The organism is Streptomyces sp. NPDC090025 (assembly GCF_044748125.1).
In the GTDB taxonomy this organism is placed as follows: Bacteria; Actinomycetota; Actinomycetes; order Streptomycetales; family Streptomycetaceae; genus Streptomyces.
Genome location: NZ_JBIVFL010000001.1, coordinates 1,214,104 through 1,233,756, shown reverse-complemented (window position 1 = coordinate 1,233,756; position 19,653 = coordinate 1,214,104). Strand labels below are relative to the sequence as shown.

Here is a 19,653-nt window from a genome sequence, read left to right as displayed (position 1 = left end):
ACGGGGCAAGGACGTGAGCGTTGTTCACCTTTGCGTGTGCCGGAGATCCCATCAGCCCCGCCGCCACCGCATCAAGAGGTCGTCAGCACGATCTTTCCGAACAGGTCGCCGTCCGCCATCCGTTCGAAGCCCTCCCGGGCCCGGTCGAGCGGCAGCACCTCGTCGATCACGGGCCGCACGCCGGTGGCGGCGCAGAACGAGAGCAGGTCCTCCAGCTCGTCCTTGGAGCCCATGGTGGAGCCGACCACCTTCAGCTCCAGGAAGAAGATCCGGGTCAGTTCGGCGTGCGCGGGGCGGTCGCCGCTGGTGGCGCCGGAGATGACCAGGGTGCCGCCGGGGCGCAGCGACTTGATCGAGTGCGACCAGGTGGCGGCGCCGACGGTCTCGATCACCGCGTCCACCCGCCGGGGCAGCCGGGCGCCGGGCTCGAAGGCGTCGACGGCGCCGAGTTCGACGGCCCGCTTGCGCTTGGCCTCGTCGCGGCTGGTGGCGAAGACCCGCAGCCCGGCCGCCTTGCCGAGCACGATGGCGGCGGTGGCGACGCCGCCGCCCGCGCCCTGCACCAGGACCGAATCGCCGGGCCTGACCCCGGCGTTGGTGAACAGCATCCGGTACGCGGTGAGCCAGGCGGTGGGCAGACAGGCGGCCTCGGCGAAGGACAGCTCCGGCGGCTTGCGCAGCACGTTCCAGCGGGGCACGGTGACCCGCTCGGCGAAGGTGCCCTGGTAGTGCTCGGTGAGGATGGACCGCGGCTCGTCCGGGCCGACGCCGTGGCCGCTCTGGCCGATGACGGAGTGCAGGACGACCTCGTTGCCGTCCTCGTCGACGCCCGCGGCGTCGCAGCCGAGGATCATCGGCAGCTTCTCCTCGGGCAGCCCGACCCCGCGCAGCGACCACAGGTCGTGGTGGTTCAGGGAGGCGGCCTTGACGGTCACGGTGGTCCAGCCGTCGCGCGCCTCGGGCTCGGGGCGTTCGCCCAGTTCGAGGCCGTTCAGCGGCTGGTCACGGTCGATTCGGGCGGCATAGGCAGCGAACATGGCCCCGACCCTAGGCCCGCCGCCCGACCCCACGGAACCACACCCCACTGTGACGCGCGTCCCTCCGGCCCGTACGACAGAAGCCTTGGCCCGTACGGCGAAGAGCCCCGCCCGGGGCCGGTGGACCGGCTCCGGGCGGGGCTCGTACCGCACCTGCGACTACCGCACCATGCGCTACCGCACAGGCACTACCGCAACAGGCACCACGTCAGCGGCGCTCGTCGTCAGCGTCAGCGGCGCGCGACGCCCTCCGCACGGGCGGCGGCGGCCACGGCCGCGGCGACGGCCGGGGCGACCCGCTCGTCGAACGGCGACGGGATGACGCAGTCGGCGGCGAGCGCGTCACCGACGACGCCCGCGATCGCGTCGGCCGCGGCGATCTTCATGCCCTCGGTGATCCGGGCGGCCCGGACCTGGAGCGCGCCGGCGAAGATGCCGGGGAACGCGAGGACGTTGTTGATCTGGTTCGGGTAGTCCGACCGGCCGGTGGCCACGACCGCCGCGTACTTGTGCGCGATGTCGGGGTGCACCTCGGGGTTCGGGTTGGCCATGGCGAACACGAAGGAGTTCGGCGCCATGGACGCGACCGCGGCCTCGGGGACCGTACCGCCGGAGACGCCGATGAAGACGTCGGCACCGGCGAGCGCGGTCTCCAGCGGGCCGGACAGGCCCGCCTTGTTGGTGAGTCCGGCGATCTCCCGCTTCACGTCGGTGAGGTCGGTCCGGTCGCTGCTCACGATGCCCTTGCGGTCGGTCACGGCGACATCGCCGATCCCGGCCGACAGCAGGAACTTCGCGATGGCCACACCCGCCGCACCGGCGCCGGAGATGACCGCGCGCAGGTCGCCGAGGGTCCGGCCGGTCAGCTTCGCCGCGTTCCGCAGCGCGGCGAGGGTGACGATCGCGGTGCCGTGCTGGTCGTCGTGGAACACCGGGATGTCCAGGCGCTCCTGGAGCTTGCGCTCGATCTCGAAGCACCGCGGCGCCGAGATGTCCTCCAGGTTCACGCCGCCGAAGGACGGGGCGAGCCGGACGACGGTCTCGACGATCTCGTCGGTGTCGGTGGTCGCGAGCGCGATCGGGACGGCGTCCACGCCGCCGAACTGCTTGAAGAGGATGGCCTTCCCCTCCATGACCGGAAGCGACGCCTCCGGGCCGATGTCGCCGAGGCCGAGCACCGCGGTTCCGTCGGTCACGACGGCCACGACCTGGGACTTCCAGGTGTAGTCGTGGACCAGCTCGGGCTGCTCGGCGATCGCGGTGCACACCTTGGCGACGCCAGGCGTGTACGCGAGGGACAGGTCGTCCTTGTCGCGCAGCGGCACCGTGGCCTGGATGGCCATCTTGCCGCCGCGGTGCAGCGCGAAGGCCGGATCGAAGGGCTCGCCGGGAGCCCCTTCCGTACCGGCGTCGCTGCGAGGATTGACGATCTCCGCTGCCATTGGGTTGACCCCTTAAGTCTTCTTCATTTGAGGGTTGCCGCTCCTTGTGGGGAACGGATGGCGGGTCCCGCGGCCGCCTTGTCTGGCAGCCGCGCGGGCGCGCCGCACAACGCGCCCTGAGCCCCGGATGAGGGGTGTAAGGATCCTTCTTACCGGACGGAGGACTCCGGAGACGAGTCGATACCGCCTCGGTGACGTGACTCATACCGAGTGCTACCGGGCCCTCCTGGAGGACCTCTGGAGGACGGATAGAGAGCGACACGTCACTCGATGTCCGTATAGATGCTTCGAGCACCCGAATAGCGGGGTTTCTGTCGTCCGAATGGCGAGATTCGCGGGATAATTTGCGGCAGGGGCACCTTCCCTCGAAAGAAGGTTTCGCCATGGGGGGAACGGCCTGCGGGGACCGGTCGCGACCCGTTATCCGATTTTGACATCCGTGGCCGTCGGATTGAGGCAGTCCGAATGGCAAGATGCCGTAATCACACGAGGTCGCGGCACTCGAAGCTGCGTGCGCGGCCCCTTGGCAACTCCCTCACACGCCGGAGGAACCCGACCATGACCGCACGCACCACGCGCAGCTCGACCGCCGTCAAGACCCGCACGTCCCGTCTTGCCGCGGTCGCCGCCATCGCGGTCGCCGGCTCGATGCTGCTGACCGCCTGTGGCGACCAGACCGAGAGCGGTTCCACGAAGGACGGCGGCTCCTCCTCGGCGCCCGCGTCCGGCAAGGCCCCGCTGTTCTCGAAGCTCCCGGCCGACATCCAGAAGGCGGGCGTCATCAAGGTCGGCACGGACGCGACGTACGCGCCGATGGAGTTCAAGAAGGGCGAGCAGATCGTCGGTGTCGACCCCGACATCGCCGCGGCGCTCGGCAAGCAGCTCGGTGTGACGTTCCAGTTCGAGAGCGGCACCTTCGACACCCTCCTCACCGCCCTGCCGACCGGTCGTACGGACATCGTGATGTCCTCGATGACCGACACCAAGGCCCGTCAGGAGGGCCTGGACGACAAGGGCAAGAAGACCGGCACCGGCGTCGACTTCGTCGACTACTTCACCGCCTCCACCGGCATCCTGGTGAAGAAGGGCAACCCGGCGAACATCAAGTCCCTGGACGACCTGTGCGGCAAGAAGCTCGCCGTCCAGCGGGGCACCACCTACGAGCAGGCCGCCAAGGACCAGGCCGCGAAGTGCGTGAAGGACGGCAAGCCCGCCCTCACCTTCGAGTCCTTCCCGACCGACGCCGAGGCCCAGACCCGGGTGAAGGCCGGCGGCGCCGTCGCGGACCTCAACGACTCCCCGGTCGCGGCCTACATCGCCAAGACCGCCGGTGGCGGCAACGACTTCGAGGCCGTCGCCAACAAGTCGGACGCGGGCTTCTTCGGCATCGCCGTCGACAAGAAGAACACCCAGCTGCGGGACGCCCTCGCCGCCGCCCTGGACGCCGCCATCAAGGACGGCAGCTACAAGGCGGCCCTGGACAACTGGAACGCCGCCGACGGCGCCATCCCCGCGGCCAAGATCAACGGCGGCTCCTGACCCTCGTCCCGCAACACCGAAGGGCAGTCGCTGTGACTGACAAGATCGACAAGGTTCCGGCCGGGGCGTCGCCCGCCCCGGCGGGGCCCCCGCCCGAGACGATCAGGGCCATCCCGGTGCGCCACTACGGGCGCTGGGTGGCCGGAGTGGTGGTCGTCGCCCTGCTCGTCCTGCTCGGCTTCGCCTTCTCGCAGGGTGATGTCCGCTGGGCGACCGTGCCGGAGAAGCTGTTCGACCCGAGCATCCTGTCGGGTCTGTGGCACACCATCCTCATCAGCGTGGCGTCCATGGCGCTCGGCCTGGTGCTCGGCATCGTCTTCGCGATCATGCGCCTGTCGAAGAACCCGGTGACCAACGGAGTCGCCTGGCTCTACATCTGGATCTTCCGGGGCACCCCGGTCTACGTCCAGCTGCTGATCTGGTTCAACCTCGCCCTGATCTTCCCGATCCTGAACATCGGGTTCTACAAGGACGAGATGACCGACGTCATGACCCCGTTCCTGGCCGCCCTCCTGGGCCTCGGCCTCAACGAGGGCGCGTACATGGCGGAGATCGTCCGCGCGGGCATCCAGTCCGTGGACGAGGGGCAGACCGAGGCCGCGCACGCGCTCGGCATGTCCCAGGGCAAGACCATGCGCCGGGTCATCCTGCCGCAGTCGATGCGGGTCATCATCCCGCCGTCCGGCAACGAGTTCATCAACATGCTGAAGACCTCGTCGCTCGTCGTCGCGGTCCAGTACCCCGATCTGCTGCGGGCCGCTCAGGACATCGCCTCCACGTCGTTCGCGGTCATGGAGATGTTCTTCGTCGCCTCGATCTGGTACCTCGTCCTGACGACGGTGTTCAGCGTCGGCCAGTACTACCTGGAGCGCCACTACGCGAAGGGCTCGCTGCGCGCGCTGCCCCCGACCCCGTGGCAGAAGGTCAAGGCGAACCTCTCCCGATTCTCCAACCGTGAGGCGGTGGCCAAGTGACTGCCATGGTGAAGGCCGAGGGCGTCCACAAGTCCTACGGCGCCGCGCACATCCTCAAGGGCATCGACCTGGAGGTGCAGAACGGCGAGGTGTTCTGCCTGATCGGCCCGTCCGGTTCCGGCAAGTCCACCTTCCTGCGCTGCATCAACCATCTGGAGAAGATCAACGCGGGCCGCCTGTCGGTCGACGGCCATCTGGTCGGCTACCGCCAGAAGGGCGACAAGCTGTACGAGCTGAAGGACAGCGAGGTCGCCCTCCAGCGCCGCGACATCGGCATGGTCTTCCAGCGCTTCAACCTCTTCCCGCACATGACCGCCCTGGCCAATGTGATGGAGGCGCCCATCCAGGTGAAGGGCGAGACGAAGGCCGTGGCCCGCGAGCGCGCGGTGCGCCTGCTGGACCGGGTCGGCCTCGGCGACAAGGCGGGCAACTACCCCTCGCAGCTCTCCGGCGGCCAGCAGCAGCGCGTCGCCATCGCCCGCGCGCTGGCGATGGAGCCGAAGCTGATGCTCTTCGACGAGCCGACCTCGGCGCTCGACCCGGAGCTGGTGGGTGACGTCCTGGACGTCATGCGCGACCTGGCCGAGTCGGGCATGACGATGGTCGTCGTCACCCACGAGATGGGCTTCGCCCGGGAGGTCGGCGACTCGCTGGTCTTCATGGACGGCGGCGTGGTCGTCGAGTCGGGCCACCCGCGGGAGGTCCTGACCAACCCGCGGCACGACCGGACGAAGGCGTTCCTGTCGAAGGTGCTGTAGCTCTCCGAACATGAGGGAGGGGCGGTACGGGCTTCCAGCCCCGTACCGCCCCTTCGTCGTGCGCGGGCTCAGCGCACGGCGAGCAGCAGCGTGTCCGAGGGCGAGGCCCAGACCGGGCGGGCCTCGGCGAAGCCGGCGGCGCGCAGGGTGTCGGCGTGCCAGCGCGGGGCGGGCATGTCGCCGTCGGCGTGCTCGCCGTAGATCGCGAAGCGGCGGGCGGTGGGCTCGGCGAGGACCGGGTCGGCGGCGGCGAGCGCCCACCAGTCGGCCCAGTCGAGGACGCCCGCGGCCTTGTCCCGGTCCATCCGGGCGTGCCGCTGGGCGCGCTCGGCGGCGTTGATGAGCGGGGTGCCGGTGTCGATCATGTGGTCGGCGTTCATGAGGACACCGCCCTCCCGGACGAGCCCGGCGAGCTGCCCGTACAGCTCGGCGAGGGGTTCGCTGTGCAGCCAGTGGAGGGCGGTCGCGGTGAGCACGGCGTCGTACGTGTCGAAGGGCAGCGCCGACGCCCAGTCCGGGTCCTTGAGGTCGGCGGTGACGAGGGTGACCCGGTCGTCCCCGGCGAAGGTGCCCTCGGCGATCGCGAGGAGCGCGGGGTCGAGGTCGACGCCGGTGCTGGTGGCGTCGGGGAAGCGGTCGAGCAGCCGGGCCGTGATGGTGCCGGTGCCGCAGGCCAGGTCGAGCACCCGGGGCGCGCGGCCGACCAGGGCCTCGACCATGTCGAGCATCACCCGGAAGCGTTCCTCGCGGTCCGGCATGTACCACTCCTGCTGGCGGTCCCAGCTGCGCTGCCAGGCGCCCCAGTCGGCGCCGTACGGCGCTTCGGCGAGCGTGCCCACGGGCGTTCCGGCGGGCGTCCCGGTCGTGTCGCCGGTGTTCCCCGCCGGGCCCTCGGTGTGGTTCTTCTTGTCCTGGTACGTGGTGTTGTCCGTCATGCCCCGCCCTCCACCCTGTTCGTAATACCCTCGAAGGGCAAGCGTCGCTTACCCTCACCGCTGCCGACCCTAGCCCGCCGGAGTAAGGACTACAAGTGGAACTCGCCTATTACTCGGATTACGCCGTGCGTCTGGTCAACACCGAGGAACCGGCGCGCGGCAAGGACTCGCTGACCTCCGTCGAGGTGATCCGCGAGCTGTTCGGCGCGGCCTCGCAGATGGCCCGGCGGGCGAACGACTCCGACGTGACCCGTTTCCGGTCGGTACGCGCCCGGCTGCGGGCGGTGTTCACCGCGGCCGACGAGGGCGACCACACCGGGGCGGTGGACCTGCTGAACTCACTGCTCCTGGAGTTCCCGGTCAGCCCGCAGATCTCCGGGCACGACTACCTGGACGAGGACGGCAGGCCGCGCTGGCACATGCACCTCGCCGACCACCCCTCGAACGCGACCGCGGGGTACGCGGCCATCGCCGCGATGGGCCTGGCCTTCCACCTGACCGCGTTCGGCGCCGACCGGCTCGGCCTGTGCCAGGCCGCGCCCTGCCGCAACGCGTACCTGGACACCTCGACCAACCGCTCCCGCCGCTACTGCTCCGACCGCTGCGCGACCCGGGCCAACGTGGCCGCCTACCGGGCCCGCAAACGACTGGAGGCCGAGGCCGAGCGCACCGGCCTGACCGCCGAGAGCAGCCAGGAGACCACCGTCGCCGGCGAGCGCTGAAGCCCGGGCGTGACGGGCCGGTAGCGCAGCCGGACCCGGCCGAGGACGAGCTGCGGCGGCACCACCCCGAACACCCGGCTGTCCCCCTCGGCGTCCGGGTTGTCGCCGAGCACCCACCAGCCGCCGTCCCGTCGCCCGGCCAGCCGCTTCACGATGAGCAGATCCTGCTGCAGCGGATGCCGGAGCACGGCGACGTCACCGGGGCGCAGCCGCGCCCCGTAGTGCACGAACAGCTGATCGCCGTGGAGCAGGGTGGGCACCATCGACACCCCCGTGACCTCGGCGATCCCGAACGGGGCCCCGGTCTCCTGCCCGGCCTCACGCCCCGATTCCACCATCCGGCACCTCCCGGTCCGATCGTCCACGAGTCCCATCCCGACCCTGGACTTTTGTCCTAAGCACCAGGGGGCACTCGCGAAAACGCGCTTCTCACCGAGTAATGTCCCACCTTGAGAAGACGATCACGAGGAAGGACAGCAGCATGCTCTCCCGCCTGTTTGCGCCCAAGGTCAAGGTCAGCGCCCACTGCGACCTCCCCTGCGGCGTGTACGACCCGGCCCAGGCCCGCATCGAGGCCGAGTCGGTCAAGGCCGTCCAGGAGAAGTACCTGGCGAACGAGGACCCGCACTTCCGCGCCCGCGCCACGGTCATCAAGGAGCAGCGCGCCGAGCTCGCGAAGCACCACGTGTCGGTGCTCTGGAGCGACTACTTCAAGGCCCCGCACTTCGAGAAGTACCCCGAGCTGAACCAGCTCGTGAACGACACCCTGAAGGCGCTGTCGGCGGCGAAGGCGTCGACGGACCCGAAGACGGGCGAGAAGGCGCTGGAGCTCATCGCCGAGATCGACCGCATCTTCTGGGAGACCAAGAAGGCTTGATCCCGGCCCTCCCCGCCCTCTACTCAATGCCAGCTCAGAGGGCAAATGAAGCGGCCCGCCTCGGGATGACCGGGCGGGCCGCTCCTGTTTCCAAGATCCACTGGGAGAGGGATGGGAGACGCGGTGGGAGACGGTCACCCAGAACGACGGGCGGCGCAGGTGGAGCAACTGGGTGCGTCGCCGGTGGCGGGGCCGCCGGGGTCGCGTGGGCAGCCGGGGCGGACGGTGGAAGGCCCGCCGGGGCCGTCCGGGCCACCAGGTGACCCGGGTGGCATCGGGCCGTCGGGTTCGCCTGGCGCTCGGGGTCCGACCGGGCCGCCGGGACCTACGGGGCCGTCGGGGAGTCCGGGGGTGGCTGGGACGGACGGCGTGGGGGCGCCCGGACCCACAGGCCCACCCGGACCTCCTGGGCCGACGGGCGATCCCGGGCCGTCCGGTCCCCCAGGGAAGGACGGCCGTGACGGCGCCACCGGGCCGGCGGGCCCGTCGTGCCCCGACGGGTACACGCTGCAGCCGCTCGCCGACCACGACGACATCCTGGTCTGCCAACGCACCACCCCGCCCGCCCCGCTGAAACACCGCGCTCGATGAACGATGCCCCCACCCGCTCGAAGGCGGGTGGGGGTCCTTCGTCATGTGCTGGGGCGATCGGTCCGGGCGCCCTGCCCCGGTCTGCGGGCGGCGGTCTTTCGCACTTCGGCAGCGTCGTACCAGGCCATGGGGCGGCCGTTGGGCCCCGGCCGGTAGGTCGGCGTCAGGCCCATGCGGCGCACGACCTGCCGTACCGAGCCGGGGGCGATGCCGAGGTGCTCGGCGATCGCGTCCCGGCTCCACAGCTCGGGCTCGGTCATCAGCCGGTCGCGTAGACGGCGGCGAAGGCCGCGCGGATCGCGTCGGCGGTCTCGTCGCTAATGGTCAGCCAGTAGCGAATGTCGAGGTCACACGGGTTGTCCTGGAGGAGTTCGGGATTCGCGGGCTCACGCTTATGGCCTTGCCCTCTACGCTGGCAGGTGTCGAGTCTGACCAGAGATAGGGGCAAGGCCGTGTCATCTGATGCTACCCCGGACCCGTACGCCAACCCGCTGGTGTTCGGCCAGAGAATGCAGATCCTCCGCGAGCGGAAGGGCATGACCCGCGCCGTCCTCGGCGGTCTCCTCGGCAAGTCGGTGGACTGGGTGAAGGACATGGAGCGCGGCCGGATGCAGCCGCCGGGGATCGACATGGTCTACCGCATCGCGCAGGCGTTGCGGGTCCGGGACCTCTCCGACCTCACAGGACGCCCCGACGTGCACGTCGACCTCTTCATCGGCCCCGGCCACCCCCGCCTCGCGTCGGTACGCGCGGCCGTGGACACCCTTCAGATCGGCATCCCCACCGGGCCGCCGCCCCGGACCGCGCACCTCAAGGCGCGCCTCGCGAGCGCGTGGGCCGCCCGGCACTCGGCCCCCGACCACCGGGACAGGATCGGCGCACTCCTGCCCGACCTGATCTGCGACGCCCAACTCGCGGTGCAGCTCGCCGTCCAGCCGACCGAGTGGCGCGCCGCCCAGGCCGTCCTCGCCGAGGTGTACAGCCTCAGCCAGTTCTTCCTGTCCTACCAGCCCGACAGCAGCCTCCTGTGGAGGGTCGCCGAGCGGAGCATGGTCGCCGCCCAGCAGTCCGCGAACCCGCACTCGATCGGCGTGTCCACCTGGCTTCTCGCCCAGGCCCACCGCGACACCGGGCCCGACCACTACGACGCCGCCGACCAGATCACCCAGCAGACCCTTGACTACCTCACCCCGCTGCTGCCCGACGCCTCAGACGACGTCCTCGCGATCGCCGGAGCACTCACCTTCGAGGCCGGATACACCGCCGCTCGCCGCGGCGACACCGCCGACGCCTGGCGGTACTGGGACGTCGCCAAGGGGATGGCCGAGCGGCTGCCCGCCTCCTACTACCACCCCGTGACCTCGTTCTCGCAGGCCATCATGGGCGCCCACGCTGTCACCGTCGCCGTCGAGCTGCACTCCGGCCACGAGTCCGTACGGCAGGCCGCCCGCGCGGACGCCGACATCATCCCGTCCCGCCCGCGCCGAGCCCGTCACCGCATCGAGCAGGCCCGTGGGTACCAGCTCGACCGGCAGCCCGAGGCGGCGATCGCTACCCTCGCGCAGGCGCACGCTGCGGCCCCGGAGACGATCCGCTACAACGGGTACGCCCGCGCGATCATCCTGGAGGAGGTTGAGTCGAAGGTTGCTGACCGTCGCCGCCGCGCCTCCGAACTCGCTGTGAAGGTCGGCCTGCTGGCCGCGTAACGGCGTAACGGAGGGGGGAGATTCTCCCCCTCTACCTCTCGCGCCGGGCCCTACCGTCGTACTGACCGCAGGTCACAGCGACGGTAGGGAGCGAGCATGCACGAGCAGCCGCAGCACGACAGGGCCGACGAGACGCTGGTCGCGGTCGACCTCGGCGCCGCGCTCGCCACGGTGGCCGACGGGATAGAGGGTCACGTCGAGGCGGAGGCCGAGCGGTACATCACCGCCGCCGTGAAGCTGGAGCACCACTGCCCGAGCGACGAGGCCATCGCCCAGATCACGGACAACCTGATCACGTACTGCTCGTCCCTCGCCATCGGGGTATCTCAGATCCCGGAGGATCAGCGGCCCGAGCGCGGTACAGCCGCCGTGCGGATGTGGACGGAACTCGTCGCGGCCGGACCGCAGGACGGCTCGCTCGCGAACTGGAGCTACGCGCGCCAGCTCGGCATCGCCGGTCGCGCTCTCCTCCAGGCCCTTCGCGACCACCAGCGCACCAGCAGGCGAGCCGCGTTCGTGGGCCGCGAGCAGCTCCCGCCGGTCCACACCAGCACGCCGTGACGGACCTCCTGCGCCAGGTGCTCTACGTCGTCATCGTCTTGAGCATCCTCGCCGCCATCGCGTACGGCATCACCATCACCACCCCCTAGACGCCAGCGCGGCTGTCCCTCGTACGGGTGGCCGAGCTGGTTCAGCACCACGCACTACCTGGCGTACGCGCCACGCTGGGCAGCGACCCCAAGGGAGACCCCACATGGTGCACACGCCGCCGTCATGCCCCACCTGCCCCCCCACCCCGCCGCTTCTGTGGAAGGACACCACGACCACGCTTCCCGGTGCTGATGACCGGTGGACGTGGTGGTGCGGCCGGTGCAAAGGGCGATGGGAACCGACCACGGCTCACAAGGAGATGTACACCTATGGGACACCAGCAGGACGTAGCCACACCGTGCGGTAGGCAGAAGCCCGACGGCACCGGGATGTGCCCCGGCACCCGCAGCACCGTGTACGTGTACGACGACCACGGCAACTGCATCTCGCAGCAGATGTACAGCTGCAACACCTGCGGGCAGTAACACCCCTGACCGCCCCGGCCGACTCGTTCCCCCGCGGCCGGGGCGGGGCTACCGCACCAGCTCGGCGAGGGGAACACCGATCGCATCGGCGATGAGCAGGAGGTCTCCGTAGCGCGGGTCGCTGGTTCCGGCCTCGATCCGCTGGAAGGTCCTGCGGTCGATATCGGTCATCTCCACGACAGCTTCTTGCGTGTGCCCTTGCTGCACTCGCAGGTCGCGGATGCGGCGCCCGAGGGCCCGTCGTCGATTTTGGACCCATTGGGGCTGTTCGGGAGGCACTCGACAACGCTGTGACCTGCATGGTCCGATGTCAGCGTCACCTGTGGCGCTTTTTGTGATCTTCGATTCCCACCCTGAGCGGGCCGTCCGCTCGCCGAGCACCCCCGGCGGGCGGGCGGCCCTTCCCTATGTCGCCGTCTAGGCCAGCCGGGGACGTGGGAGAAAGGATGGGAGATGATCATGGGAAGTTGATGCGTGACGCTACAAACTCCTGCTAGATACTGCTAGATACTGCTAGCGGAAAACCCCAGGTCAGACGAGAACGCGCAGGTCGCCAGGCCGCCAGCCACCTGTACCAACAGATCGACCGCATCTTCTGGGAGACCAAGAAGGCTTGATCCCGGCCCGGGCCACCTGCCTGCCTGTCCGCACCCGGTCCGTCATGGACGCCGAGAACGGCGTCGTGACGGACCGGGTGCGGTGTTTTCCGCCGGGCCGCGCTCCGGCCGCTCACCGGTGACCTCACCGGCGGCAGACGAGGATGCCGCCAAGGCACGTGATCTCGTACGCGCCATGGCGGGCGATGTGGTCTTCAACGAGCGTGCGGGCGCGGTCGATGGTCGCGTCGAAGGGCACGGCGTGCTGGTCGGCCCAGGCACGGTACGAGGCCATGTGGGCGATGACCGGCTCGGGGTCGTGGACGGTGATCGTTCCGGGCAGTTCGACGACCTCCACACGGCTGAACTCCTCGCCGAGGAAGGCCGGGGCCCTCTCCAGGGCGAAGCGGGCACTGAGCGAGATCCGGGCGGGACCCCGACCGGTGCCGAGGACGTCTCCGGCGGCCCGTTGCCAGAGGTCGTCGAGCTCGGTCTTGTCTCGGTCGCTGTTGGTGGAGGCGACCACCAGCCCACTGCGGGCCACGACCCGGGCCAGCTCCCTGACCGCCCGGGAAATGTCGGGCACGTGGTAGAGCATGTGGAGCGCGAGAGCGGCGTCGACGCTCTCCGTCGCCAGCGGAAGCCGGGTCGCGTCCGCCACGGCTACGGGGCCGGGAACGTCAGCCAGGATGCCTGGGGCGATGTCGAGTCCGAGCAGGGGCAGGTCAGGGCGGTCCTGCCGGAGCCGCCGGATGAACTTGCCGTTGCCGCAGCCGATGTCGACGACCCGTCCGCGTACGTCGCCCAACTGCTCGGCGACGAGTCCCGGCAGGTCGTACCGGGGTGTCTGCCACTGGTAGAGCGCCTGCCGGGCGGCGAGGTCCCGGTCTCCGTTGTACGCACTGCCCGCCAGGCGGGCCCGGTCGGTGACAGCGGCGTCGTGAGCGGCGGACAGGTCGGTCATGTCGACGACTCCGAGGTGTGGGCGGCGGACACGGACGCGCGGACGGCCGTTTGCTGGAGTCGTTCCGCAAGCACGCCAGGCGCGACAGTCCGATTCAGATCGTTCGCGCTGCGTCCCTGGTCTGCCTTCCACAATCAGGCGATGAAAATCGGCGATGGCCAACTCGGCCAACGGGCTGTCCTGCTGCTCGGTATGAACAGGCCCTTGCGGCGTCACGGCCCGGTGATCACGGCGCCAGTGCTGCGGCCACCCGAGCCAGGCGATCGGCTGGCGGCGCGAAACGGTTGGCGGGGTTCCGGAATGAGTAGTCGCCATCGCTGACGGAGAAACCATGCCCAGTCGTCGTCCAGCCCGCAGGGCCAGGAGCCCCCTGGTGATCAAGGAGGGCAACAGCAAGGAGCTCGGGTGATTCCACTCCTGTGAGGCCGCGCAGCGCTTCTGTCAGCCGGTCAACGGCGTCGTCGGGCAAATCGGTATCACCGAACGCAGGCAGCAAGAGCAGCAGACGGGCCGAGGGATCGGTGGTGCTTCCACCGGGCAGCCCGTTCTCCACAGCCGCCATGAGCTCGGACCAGGACAGGCCAGGACCCATGAAGTGTCCGTCGTCCTGAGCGAGGAGTTCGGCCTGCTCCCAGTCGGGATGGTGAAGGAGGTAGTCGATGCCGGTGTCGTCCGCGAAGGTTCGGTAGACGACGTGAAGACGGTGATCGTCGGCGAGCGGGACGGTGAAGGTCGGCCACTCGGCACGTTCCCACAGGTGCCGCTGGAAGTCTCCGGCCGCGTCGTAGTCCGCGCCGAACAGCAGTTCTTCAGCATCCTCGCTCTGGGCACACGAGTAGAGGTGTCCCAACCAGAACAAGGGCTCGTCCAGAAGTCCGGCCTGGTGAGTGAGGGGGTCACCCTCGTACCCGGGTATCCGGGCAGGATGCAGGTCTTCGCTGTTCGTCACAGAAATGTCCTCCATCGTGCCCTCCCCCTCCATGAGGATCGTATGTCCGACATTCCCCGCTCGGTCAGGCGGCATTCACGAGGTCAGTCAGTTCAGTCTCGGTAGCCCCCGCACTGAGCCGGACATCGAAGGTGTAACCCTCGTCGCAGAAGATCAGATCAAGGTTCCCCGGGGTGAGTCGGCGAAAGGCGGCTGCGAGCCCAATGGCGTCTTCCTGACATACATCCATGTACAGGGCGGTGCCGTCCTCATGCAGATATGCCTCGCCTGGACCGTTCTCGGTCTCCAGCTCCCAGAGGAAGCTCCGAACCTCGCTGTGATGCGTCGAGTCGACCACGACCTTCGCCCACCGAGCGCAGATCACTTCCGTCAGCGCTTTCCGATCGACACTCCAACCACCCGCATCGCCTTCGACGATCACCATGTACGTCATGTCCGGTGTCTACCAGAGGCCCCTGACAGCGTCCCGAGCGCCAACCGGATGTCAGTGGAACCAGACGACAAGCCGCACCGGGTCCGCGCCGTGGAGTTCGCTGAGCGTTCGCATCACGCTCCAGACCGGTCCCCGGCCGGTCTCGCTCCAGTCGGCGGCGACGAGCTCGGACCAGGTGATCCACGTTGTGCCGTGTGCGTCAGGAGGACCGCCGTAGGTCGCGTACTCGGTTCGCAGTGCCGCGGATGCGTCGGACGGAAAGCCGCGGCCTTCGGCCAGCGGACGGAAGTCAAAGGAGTTGCGGATGCCGAAGAGGCAGGCGAGGGCGCCATAGGCGTTGCCGTTGTTGAGGAGGAAGAGGTTCCCGGCCCGGGCCACCTGCCTGCCTGTCCGCACCCGGTCCGTCATGGACGCCGAGAACGGCGTCATGGCGGGCCGGGTGCGGTGTTTTTTCGCCGGGCCGCGCTCCGGCGGCTCACCGGCTCACCACCGGCAGAGCTTCATGATGGTGTCGTCGAAGTCGGGGAACTCGTGCGCGGCCCGCCCGATGATGTCCGCCGCCGACGCGCGACGGCCCGGGGCGAACTGCTCCGCGACGGCCGCCAGATCGGGGTGGGCCCCCGGCACCCAGTCCGACTCGGGGTCGGGCTCGGGGTCGTACAAGGTGACCGCCTCCCACGGGCCGAAGCCGTCCGCCAGCAGCCGCAAGAAGGCGCCCAGATCGCGTGCGACGACGCCGGTCTCCCCTTCGGACCCCAGAAACACCACGGGCTGCTCCCCCAACTCCCGCCCGGTCCGCACCAGCCACAGCGCCGCGTACCCACCGGTGCCGTCCTGGCCGAACACTCGGAAGTCGTCGCCGCTCAGCTCGGCGTTGCTGGTCCACGCGCGGATCCAGTCGGTGGTCTCCTCGGCGGTCAGGAACGACTCGTAGGGCTCGAAGTCGACACCGTCCTCGCCGATGCACCTGAGCCGGACCGCCATGGCGGCGGCGAGCGCGGCGGGGAACTGGCGGTCTTCGTTCGCGGTCATGCGAAGACGGTAGCGAGGGGCCAGGCGCGCTCCGGAGCCGCCTGGTTCCTCATCTCCTAGGTCAGCCGGGGTCGGCCAGGGTCAGCCGTCGTCGACCGCGCCTCCTCACCGTCTCCCTTCGTCGAAGCCGGCGTAGATCACCGCGATGCGGCCTCCGGGCCAGTCGTACGCCGTGGCCTCCCCGCTGTAGCGGGCCACCAGCGAGTCGGGCCCTCGCCACCAGGTGTCGGCCAGCCCCCTCACCTCGCGCATCGGCGCGAAACCGTTCAGGTCGAGGCCGTCGACGTCATCGCCGACGAGCCTGGTGACCTGCCGCGCCCCCAGGGATGCCTCGTGAGCCAGCGCGAGCGACTCCACCCAGCCCTCGATGGTCGCGTGGAGCGGCACCCACTTCCCTCCCTCTGCCTGGATGCCGAACTCTCCGGACGGACCGATCAGGAACGAGAAGGAGACTGCGGTCCGCTGCGTCCCGGCCTCGAACCACCACCCCGCGGAGTCCGCTTCGGGCGAATCCGGATCGAGGTACCTGGGGCCTCCGTCGTACTGCGGCGCGGGCGGCAGGGACAGACCGCCCCAGCGCTCCTGATAGGCCGCCATGCGATCGATCACCGCTGCCGGGACGCCCCGCTCGAGCCACCACCGCCGGTGCTCCTCGACAGGGCGGACGTCGGCCTTGACGCCATGCGCGGCGACGAAGGAACGAGCCCGTCGGGTCAGACCGTCGGGGACATCGCCGACTCGGTGAGGATTCACGCGGGGACGCCACCCGAGCATGCTCCGCACCGAGATCCGACCGGGCCTCAGCCCGCCGTCTGCGCCACCGGCACCGCCAACGCCTGCGCCAAGGCCGTGCGGAGGGCCGGGGTGTGGGTGGGGAGGTGGGTGGTGGACCAGGTGGTGGTGAGGTCGAGGAAGGCCCGTATGTCGTGCTCCGCCGCCGTCAGGAGGGCCGGGAGATCGGTGACGGGGAGTTCGAGGACCGGGGTGCCCGGGCGGTCGATGTCCGGGGTCAGGCGGACCAGGCCGCCGACGCGTTCGGCGAGCGGGGAGGGGTGGTGGCCGAAGGACGCCCAGCCGTCGCCGTCGATGACGCCCAGCCAGTCGCGCCGCTCCCCCAGCCAGTTGCAGCAGCCCGGCACCAGGACGGCGCCGGTCGACGTGTCGATCGCCCGCAGGCCGCCGGACGCGGCCGGGGCGGGCGCGGTGAGCAGCCCGTGCAGGAAGCGCCCCACCGGATCGGCCGTCGCGTCGGCCGGATCGGGCTCGTCGGACCGGTTGTACGCGGCGACGCACATCACCGCCGCCCCCACCTCGGCCGGGCTCAGCCCGCCGCCGAGCGCGAGGAAGTCGTACGCCTCGAAGTCGGCCACCGGCCACAGGTCGAAGCCCCCGGTGTCGCTAAGCTCCAGGACGGGCTGCAGGACGATCATGTGGAGAGTGTGCGGCAGAACGGCGGCCCGCCGCACCCGAATAGCCGCTTCCCCTTCCGCGCGCCCGGCGGCGTGATATCGCCCCTCCGTTACGCGAGCACGCCCGCGACCGGATTCCGCGCCCAGTCGAGGGCGAGGTCCGCCACCCGCTCCCAGCCGGGCTCGCCGCAGGTGTGGTGGCTGCGGCCCGCGAAGAGCTTGTACGCGGTGGTCGCCCGCGAACGCTTCGCGTTCTTCTCGTAGTTCTCGCGCTGCACGGCCGGCGGCAGGATGTGGTCGTTGCCGCCCGCGATGAACAGCAGCGGGGCCCGGCCGTCGTCGGTGAAGTCGTACGTCGTCGTCGCGCGCGGCGTGAGGTTCGCGAGGCCGCCCTGGAAGACCATGCGGCCGGAGACGGGCACGGCGTAACGGTCGTACACCGCCTTGGACTCCCCGGCGCTCAGGTTGTTGGTGAACGCGTAGTGGAACTCCTTCTCGGTGATCGGCACCGCGCGCCGCCGGTTGGCCGGATTGCGCAGCACCGGGAAGGTCGCCCTGATCTCGCTCGGCGGCAGCGCGAGCACCCCCTTCACCGGGGCGCCGTCGATCGAGACGCCCGCCGCGCCGAGGCCCGCGTCCAGGAGCAGTTGGACGAAGATGCCGCCGAAGGAGTGGCCCATCAGGATCGGCGGGGTGGCGAGCCCCGACACGGTCTCGGCGAGGTGGTCGTACACCTCGCGGACCCCGAGGCCCGCCAGCGGCGAGGGGTCGCGGCGCAGCGCCTCGACGCCCGCCGTGCCGGGCCCGATGCCCGGGTAGCCCGGGGTGACGACCTTCAGGCCGCGCCGCTCGTAGTGGGAGACCCAGTGCTCCCAGGACAGCGGGGTCATCCAGAGCCCGTGGATGAGGACGACCGTGTCGGCGGCGGCCGCCCCCCGGCCCTGCGCCTCCGCCTGCTCCCGTCCCTGTTCCCGCCCCTGACCCTGGCTCTGCGCCTGCGCCATGACCCGTACCGTCCGATCCGCCTGATCCGTGCTCGCTCGGCCGGCGAACCGCCGGCACCGCTCACGCTAGGAGCGCGGCGCGGTCGGGGACATGATCGAACCGCTGTCGTTCTTTGCCGTTCCGCTCGCCATTCAGCTCATCGTTCCGCTCGTCGTCCGCCAGGCGCGCGGCGAGCAGCCGTACGCGCGCGTGAACGCCCGGGAGAACGCCGCCTCCGACGCGTACCCCACCGTCCGGCCGATCGTCCCGACCGGTTCGGCCGTGGTCGCCAGCCGGTCGGCGGCCCGGGCGAGCCGCAGCCGGGCGAGGTGCCGGGCGGGCGGCTCGCCGACCAGGCGGACGAAGCGCGCCGTGAACGCCGCCCTGGACAGCGCGGCCAGGTCGGCGAGTTCGGTGACGGACCAGGGCCGCTCGGGGTGCCGGTGCAGGGCTCGCAGTACGGGCCCCAGGGGCCGGTCGAGGGCCGCCGTGAGGAGACCGGGGACGAGCGGGGCGGCGGACTCCGCCCAGGCGCGCAGCGCCCGGATGAACAGCAGGTCCAGGATGCGGGACACCATCACCTGCGAGCCCGCGCTCGGGTCGGCGACCTCGGCGGCGAGCAGGCCCGCGCCCACCGGCAGCCAGTCGAGGCCCGCCGCCGAGCCGCGCAGCACGATGGCCGGCGGCAGCACCGCGAGCAGCGGCGCCGCCTCCTTCTCCTCGACGAGGAACCGCCCGCTCAGCCACGCCCCCGCCCCCGCCCCGGCGCCACCGGCACCGGAGACACCGCCGGTCGCGCGCAGCGCGTGCGCCGCGCCCGTCGCGAGCAGCGCCAGGTCCCCGGGGTCGAGCCGGATCCGCTCGCCGCCGGTGACGGCGAGTTCCACCGGGCCCCGCTCGACCAGGTGCAGCACCCGCTCCCCGGCCCCGTGCCGGACCTGCTCGGCGCCCCGGGTCCGTACCCGGGCCAGTTCGCCGCCCCGCAGATGGATCAGTTCGAGCACGTCGGACAGCGCGTCGACGGACGCGTCCAGCGGCGTGGCCCCGCCGGGACCGGGACCGGGACCGGGACCGGGACCGGAACCGGAACCGGGGCCAGGGCTGGGACTTGGACCCGGACCTGGAGTGGTCACTCGGTGCCGCTCGTCGCGGGCAGCGCGTACCGGAGCTTCTCCTTCGAGGTGGCCCCGAGCCGGTCGTAGAACCGCCGCGCCCCCTCGTTCCACGTCGGCGTCTGCCATTCGACGTGCGCGAGCCCGAGCTCCCGCGCCTCCCGCCGCACGGCGGCCATCAGCAGCGCGCCCAGGCCGTGTCCGCGGGCGTCGGCGGTCAGATAGAGGCAGTCCATGTGCAGGTACTCGGTCGCCGTCCAGGTCGAGAACTCCGGCGCGCAGGTGGCGTACCCGGCCAGGGTCAGGTCCGGCAGCTCGGCCACCAGGCAGCGCAGCCGCGGCTCGGCCGTCCCGAACAGCAGCTTGTCCAGCCGTACGGCGAGATCCGCGGGCGGCGCGGCGGCCCGCTCGTACGCGGCGTGCTCCGCGGCCAGTTCGGCGACCCGCGCCAGATCCTCGGGGTGTGCCCGCCGCACCAGAGCCACGCTCACCATGCCTCACCCCGGCCGCCGCACCT

Annotated in this window: 24 protein-coding genes; 8 read left to right on the top strand and 16 right to left on the bottom strand. The window is 70.7% G+C overall.

Translation table 11 applies throughout. From position 1 onward, the window contains the following. Window positions 1–71 precede the first annotated feature (71 nt). Together ACIPXM_RS05800 and ACIPXM_RS05795 are read right to left on the bottom strand one after the other, a co-directional pair. Window positions 72–1,037: a zinc-binding dehydrogenase gene (locus ACIPXM_RS05800; RefSeq protein ID WP_401652279.1), complete on the bottom strand. Its 966-nt coding sequence runs from the start codon at window positions 1,035–1,037 to the stop codon at window positions 72–74. 230 nt (window positions 1,038–1,267) lie between these two features. Beyond that, the gene (locus ACIPXM_RS05795) at window positions 1,268–2,479 is read right to left on the bottom strand and encodes an NADP-dependent malic enzyme (RefSeq protein ID WP_401652277.1); all 1,212 of its coding nucleotides are present in this window, start codon (window positions 2,477–2,479) and stop codon (window positions 1,268–1,270) included. Between the two features lie 558 nt (window positions 2,480–3,037). Here ACIPXM_RS05795 and ACIPXM_RS05790 point away from each other — a divergent pair. Genes ACIPXM_RS05790 through ACIPXM_RS05780 form a run of 3 tightly spaced genes read left to right on the top strand, consistent with a single transcriptional unit; the run spans window position 3,038 to window position 5,750 of the window. Then, window positions 3,038–4,018, top strand: a complete 981-nt coding sequence (locus tag ACIPXM_RS05790) for an ABC transporter substrate-binding protein (RefSeq protein WP_401652275.1) — start codon at window positions 3,038–3,040, stop codon at window positions 4,016–4,018. 32 nt (window positions 4,019–4,050) lie between these two features. After that, window positions 4,051–4,992: an amino acid ABC transporter permease gene (locus tag ACIPXM_RS05785; RefSeq protein ID WP_401652273.1), complete on the top strand. Its 942-nt coding sequence runs from the start codon at window positions 4,051–4,053 to the stop codon at window positions 4,990–4,992. Next, a complete protein-coding gene (locus ACIPXM_RS05780; protein ID WP_401652271.1) occupies window positions 4,989–5,750 on the top strand; it encodes an amino acid ABC transporter ATP-binding protein in 762 nt (253 codons plus the stop codon). The genes ACIPXM_RS05785 and ACIPXM_RS05780 overlap by 4 nt, the downstream gene beginning before the upstream one ends. A 68-nt stretch (window positions 5,751–5,818) precedes the next feature. Here ACIPXM_RS05780 and ACIPXM_RS05775 read toward each other — a convergent pair whose 3' ends face one another. Continuing rightward, window positions 5,819–6,508: a class I SAM-dependent methyltransferase gene (locus ACIPXM_RS05775; protein WP_401652522.1), complete on the bottom strand. Its 690-nt coding sequence runs from the start codon at window positions 6,506–6,508 to the stop codon at window positions 5,819–5,821. 272 nt (window positions 6,509–6,780) lie between these two features. Between ACIPXM_RS05775 and ACIPXM_RS05770 the strand changes: the two genes are divergently transcribed. Further along, window positions 6,781–7,407, top strand: coding sequence for a CGNR zinc finger domain-containing protein (locus ACIPXM_RS05770; RefSeq protein WP_401652269.1), 627 nt, complete (start codon window positions 6,781–6,783; stop codon window positions 7,405–7,407). Here ACIPXM_RS05770 and sodX read toward each other — a convergent pair. Next, window positions 7,314–7,745: a nickel-type superoxide dismutase maturation protease gene (sodX, locus tag ACIPXM_RS05765; RefSeq protein ID WP_401652267.1), complete on the bottom strand. Its 432-nt coding sequence runs from the start codon at window positions 7,743–7,745 to the stop codon at window positions 7,314–7,316. The two genes, ACIPXM_RS05770 and sodX, sit on opposite strands and share 94 nt — an antisense overlap. 143 nt (window positions 7,746–7,888) lie before the next feature. Here sodX and sodN point away from each other — a divergent pair, with 143 nt between their 5' ends. Further along, window positions 7,889–8,284: a superoxide dismutase, Ni gene (gene sodN, locus ACIPXM_RS05760; protein ID WP_041131199.1), complete on the top strand. Its 396-nt coding sequence runs from the start codon at window positions 7,889–7,891 to the stop codon at window positions 8,282–8,284. 632 nt (window positions 8,285–8,916) lie between these two features. Here sodN and ACIPXM_RS05755 read toward each other — a convergent pair. Beyond that, the gene (locus tag ACIPXM_RS05755) at window positions 8,917–9,135 is read right to left on the bottom strand and encodes a hypothetical protein (RefSeq protein ID WP_401652265.1); all 219 of its coding nucleotides are present in this window, start codon (window positions 9,133–9,135) and stop codon (window positions 8,917–8,919) included. 192 nt (window positions 9,136–9,327) lie between these two features. Between ACIPXM_RS05755 and ACIPXM_RS05750 the strand changes: the two genes are divergently transcribed. The 3 genes from ACIPXM_RS05750 to ACIPXM_RS05740 all read left to right on the top strand — a co-directional run bounded on the left by ACIPXM_RS05750 (window position 9,328) and on the right by ACIPXM_RS05740 (window position 11,657). Next, window positions 9,328–10,581: a helix-turn-helix domain-containing protein gene (locus tag ACIPXM_RS05750; RefSeq protein WP_401652263.1), complete on the top strand. Its 1,254-nt coding sequence runs from the start codon at window positions 9,328–9,330 to the stop codon at window positions 10,579–10,581. 96 nt (window positions 10,582–10,677) lie between these two features. After that, the gene (locus ACIPXM_RS05745) at window positions 10,678–11,142 is read left to right on the top strand and encodes a DUF6415 family natural product biosynthesis protein (RefSeq protein ID WP_401652261.1); all 465 of its coding nucleotides are present in this window, start codon (window positions 10,678–10,680) and stop codon (window positions 11,140–11,142) included. Between the two features lie 359 nt (window positions 11,143–11,501). Then, on the top strand, window positions 11,502–11,657 hold the full coding sequence (locus ACIPXM_RS05740) for a hypothetical protein (RefSeq protein WP_401652259.1): 156 nt from the start codon (window positions 11,502–11,504) through the stop codon (window positions 11,655–11,657). A 48-nt stretch (window positions 11,658–11,705) separates the two neighbouring features. On the opposite strand, the gene ACIPXM_RS05735 is transcribed toward ACIPXM_RS05740, so the two are convergent. The 11 genes from ACIPXM_RS05735 to ACIPXM_RS05685 all read right to left on the bottom strand — a co-directional run bounded on the left by ACIPXM_RS05735 (window position 11,706) and on the right by ACIPXM_RS05685 (window position 19,630). Continuing rightward, window positions 11,706–11,936, bottom strand: a complete 231-nt coding sequence (locus tag ACIPXM_RS05735) for a helix-turn-helix domain-containing protein (protein WP_401652257.1) — start codon at window positions 11,934–11,936, stop codon at window positions 11,706–11,708. Window positions 11,937–12,398: 462 nt separating this feature from the next. Further along, entirely contained in the window at window positions 12,399–13,217 is an 819-nt protein-coding gene (locus tag ACIPXM_RS05730) for a class I SAM-dependent methyltransferase (RefSeq protein ID WP_401652255.1), read from the bottom strand. A gap of 226 nt (window positions 13,218–13,443) precedes the next feature. After that, window positions 13,444–14,181 carry a hypothetical protein gene (locus ACIPXM_RS05725; RefSeq protein ID WP_401652253.1) on the bottom strand — a complete coding sequence of 246 codons (738 nt, stop codon included), beginning with the start codon at window positions 14,179–14,181 and terminating at the stop codon, window positions 13,444–13,446. A gap of 49 nt (window positions 14,182–14,230) precedes the next feature. Next, entirely contained in the window at window positions 14,231–14,599 is a 369-nt protein-coding gene (locus ACIPXM_RS05720; RefSeq protein ID WP_401652251.1) for a hypothetical protein, read from the bottom strand. A 51-nt stretch (window positions 14,600–14,650) separates the two neighbouring features. After that, the gene (locus ACIPXM_RS05715; RefSeq protein WP_401652249.1) at window positions 14,651–15,028 is read right to left on the bottom strand and encodes a hypothetical protein; all 378 of its coding nucleotides are present in this window, start codon (window positions 15,026–15,028) and stop codon (window positions 14,651–14,653) included. A 54-nt stretch (window positions 15,029–15,082) separates the two neighbouring features. After that, window positions 15,083–15,631 carry an SMI1/KNR4 family protein gene (locus ACIPXM_RS05710; RefSeq protein ID WP_401652247.1) on the bottom strand — a complete coding sequence of 183 codons (549 nt, stop codon included), beginning with the start codon at window positions 15,629–15,631 and terminating at the stop codon, window positions 15,083–15,085. A gap of 105 nt (window positions 15,632–15,736) precedes the next feature. Beyond that, a complete protein-coding gene (locus ACIPXM_RS05705; RefSeq protein ID WP_401652245.1) occupies window positions 15,737–16,228 on the bottom strand; it encodes a hypothetical protein in 492 nt (163 codons plus the stop codon). Window positions 16,229–16,431: 203 nt separating this feature from the next. Then, window positions 16,432–17,061, bottom strand: a complete 630-nt coding sequence (locus ACIPXM_RS05700; protein ID WP_401652243.1) for a hypothetical protein — start codon at window positions 17,059–17,061, stop codon at window positions 16,432–16,434. 89 nt (window positions 17,062–17,150) lie between these two features. Then, a complete protein-coding gene (locus tag ACIPXM_RS05695) occupies window positions 17,151–18,044 on the bottom strand; it encodes an alpha/beta hydrolase (protein WP_401652241.1) in 894 nt (297 codons plus the stop codon). A gap of 132 nt (window positions 18,045–18,176) precedes the next feature. Next, window positions 18,177–19,265 (bottom strand): AraC family transcriptional regulator, encoded by a 1,089-nt coding sequence (locus ACIPXM_RS05690; protein ID WP_401652239.1) that lies wholly within the window; start codon window positions 19,263–19,265, stop codon window positions 18,177–18,179. Next, a complete protein-coding gene (locus ACIPXM_RS05685; RefSeq protein ID WP_401652237.1) occupies window positions 19,154–19,630 on the bottom strand; it encodes a GNAT family N-acetyltransferase in 477 nt (158 codons plus the stop codon). Before ACIPXM_RS05685 ends, ACIPXM_RS05690 begins: the two co-directional genes overlap by 112 nt. Between the last annotated feature and the right edge of the window lie 23 nt (window positions 19,631–19,653).

Coding starts and splice junctions, on each gene's coding strand:
- ACIPXM_RS05800 (WP_401652279.1), bottom strand. CDS start 1,037: ATGTTCGCTGCCTATGCCGCCCGAATCGACCGTGACCAGCCGCTGAAC.
- ACIPXM_RS05795 (WP_401652277.1), bottom strand. CDS start 2,479: ATGGCAGCGGAGATCGTCAATCCTCGCAGCGACGCCGGTACGGAAGGG.
- ACIPXM_RS05790 (WP_401652275.1), top strand. CDS start 3,038: ATGACCGCACGCACCACGCGCAGCTCGACCGCCGTCAAGACCCGCACG.
- ACIPXM_RS05775 (WP_401652522.1), bottom strand. CDS start 6,508: ATGCCGGACCGCGAGGAACGCTTCCGGGTGATGCTCGACATGGTCGAG.
- sodX (WP_401652267.1), bottom strand. CDS start 7,745: ATGGTGGAATCGGGGCGTGAGGCCGGGCAGGAGACCGGGGCCCCGTTC.
- sodN (WP_041131199.1), top strand. CDS start 7,889: ATGCTCTCCCGCCTGTTTGCGCCCAAGGTCAAGGTCAGCGCCCACTGC.
- ACIPXM_RS05755 (WP_401652265.1), bottom strand. CDS start 9,135: ATGACCGAGCCCGAGCTGTGGAGCCGGGACGCGATCGCCGAGCACCTC.
- ACIPXM_RS05745 (WP_401652261.1), top strand. CDS start 10,678: ATGCACGAGCAGCCGCAGCACGACAGGGCCGACGAGACGCTGGTCGCG.
- ACIPXM_RS05740 (WP_401652259.1), top strand. CDS start 11,502: ATGGGACACCAGCAGGACGTAGCCACACCGTGCGGTAGGCAGAAGCCC.
- ACIPXM_RS05730 (WP_401652255.1), bottom strand. CDS start 13,217: ATGACCGACCTGTCCGCCGCTCACGACGCCGCTGTCACCGACCGGGCC.
- ACIPXM_RS05725 (WP_401652253.1), bottom strand. CDS start 14,181: ATGGAGGACATTTCTGTGACGAACAGCGAAGACCTGCATCCTGCCCGG.
- ACIPXM_RS05720 (WP_401652251.1), bottom strand. CDS start 14,599: ATGACGTACATGGTGATCGTCGAAGGCGATGCGGGTGGTTGGAGTGTC.
- ACIPXM_RS05715 (WP_401652249.1), bottom strand. CDS start 15,028: ATGACGCCGTTCTCGGCGTCCATGACGGACCGGGTGCGGACAGGCAGG.
- ACIPXM_RS05710 (WP_401652247.1), bottom strand. CDS start 15,631: ATGACCGCGAACGAAGACCGCCAGTTCCCCGCCGCGCTCGCCGCCGCC.
- ACIPXM_RS05705 (WP_401652245.1), bottom strand. CDS start 16,228: ATGGCGGCCTATCAGGAGCGCTGGGGCGGTCTGTCCCTGCCGCCCGCG.
- ACIPXM_RS05700 (WP_401652243.1), bottom strand. CDS start 17,061: ATGATCGTCCTGCAGCCCGTCCTGGAGCTTAGCGACACCGGGGGCTTC.
- ACIPXM_RS05695 (WP_401652241.1), bottom strand. CDS start 18,044: ATGGCGCAGGCGCAGAGCCAGGGTCAGGGGCGGGAACAGGGACGGGAG.
- ACIPXM_RS05690 (WP_401652239.1), bottom strand. CDS start 19,265: ATGGCAGACGCCGACGTGGAACGAGGGGGCGCGGCGGTTCTACGACCG.
- ACIPXM_RS05685 (WP_401652237.1), bottom strand. CDS start 19,630: ATGGTGAGCGTGGCTCTGGTGCGGCGGGCACACCCCGAGGATCTGGCG.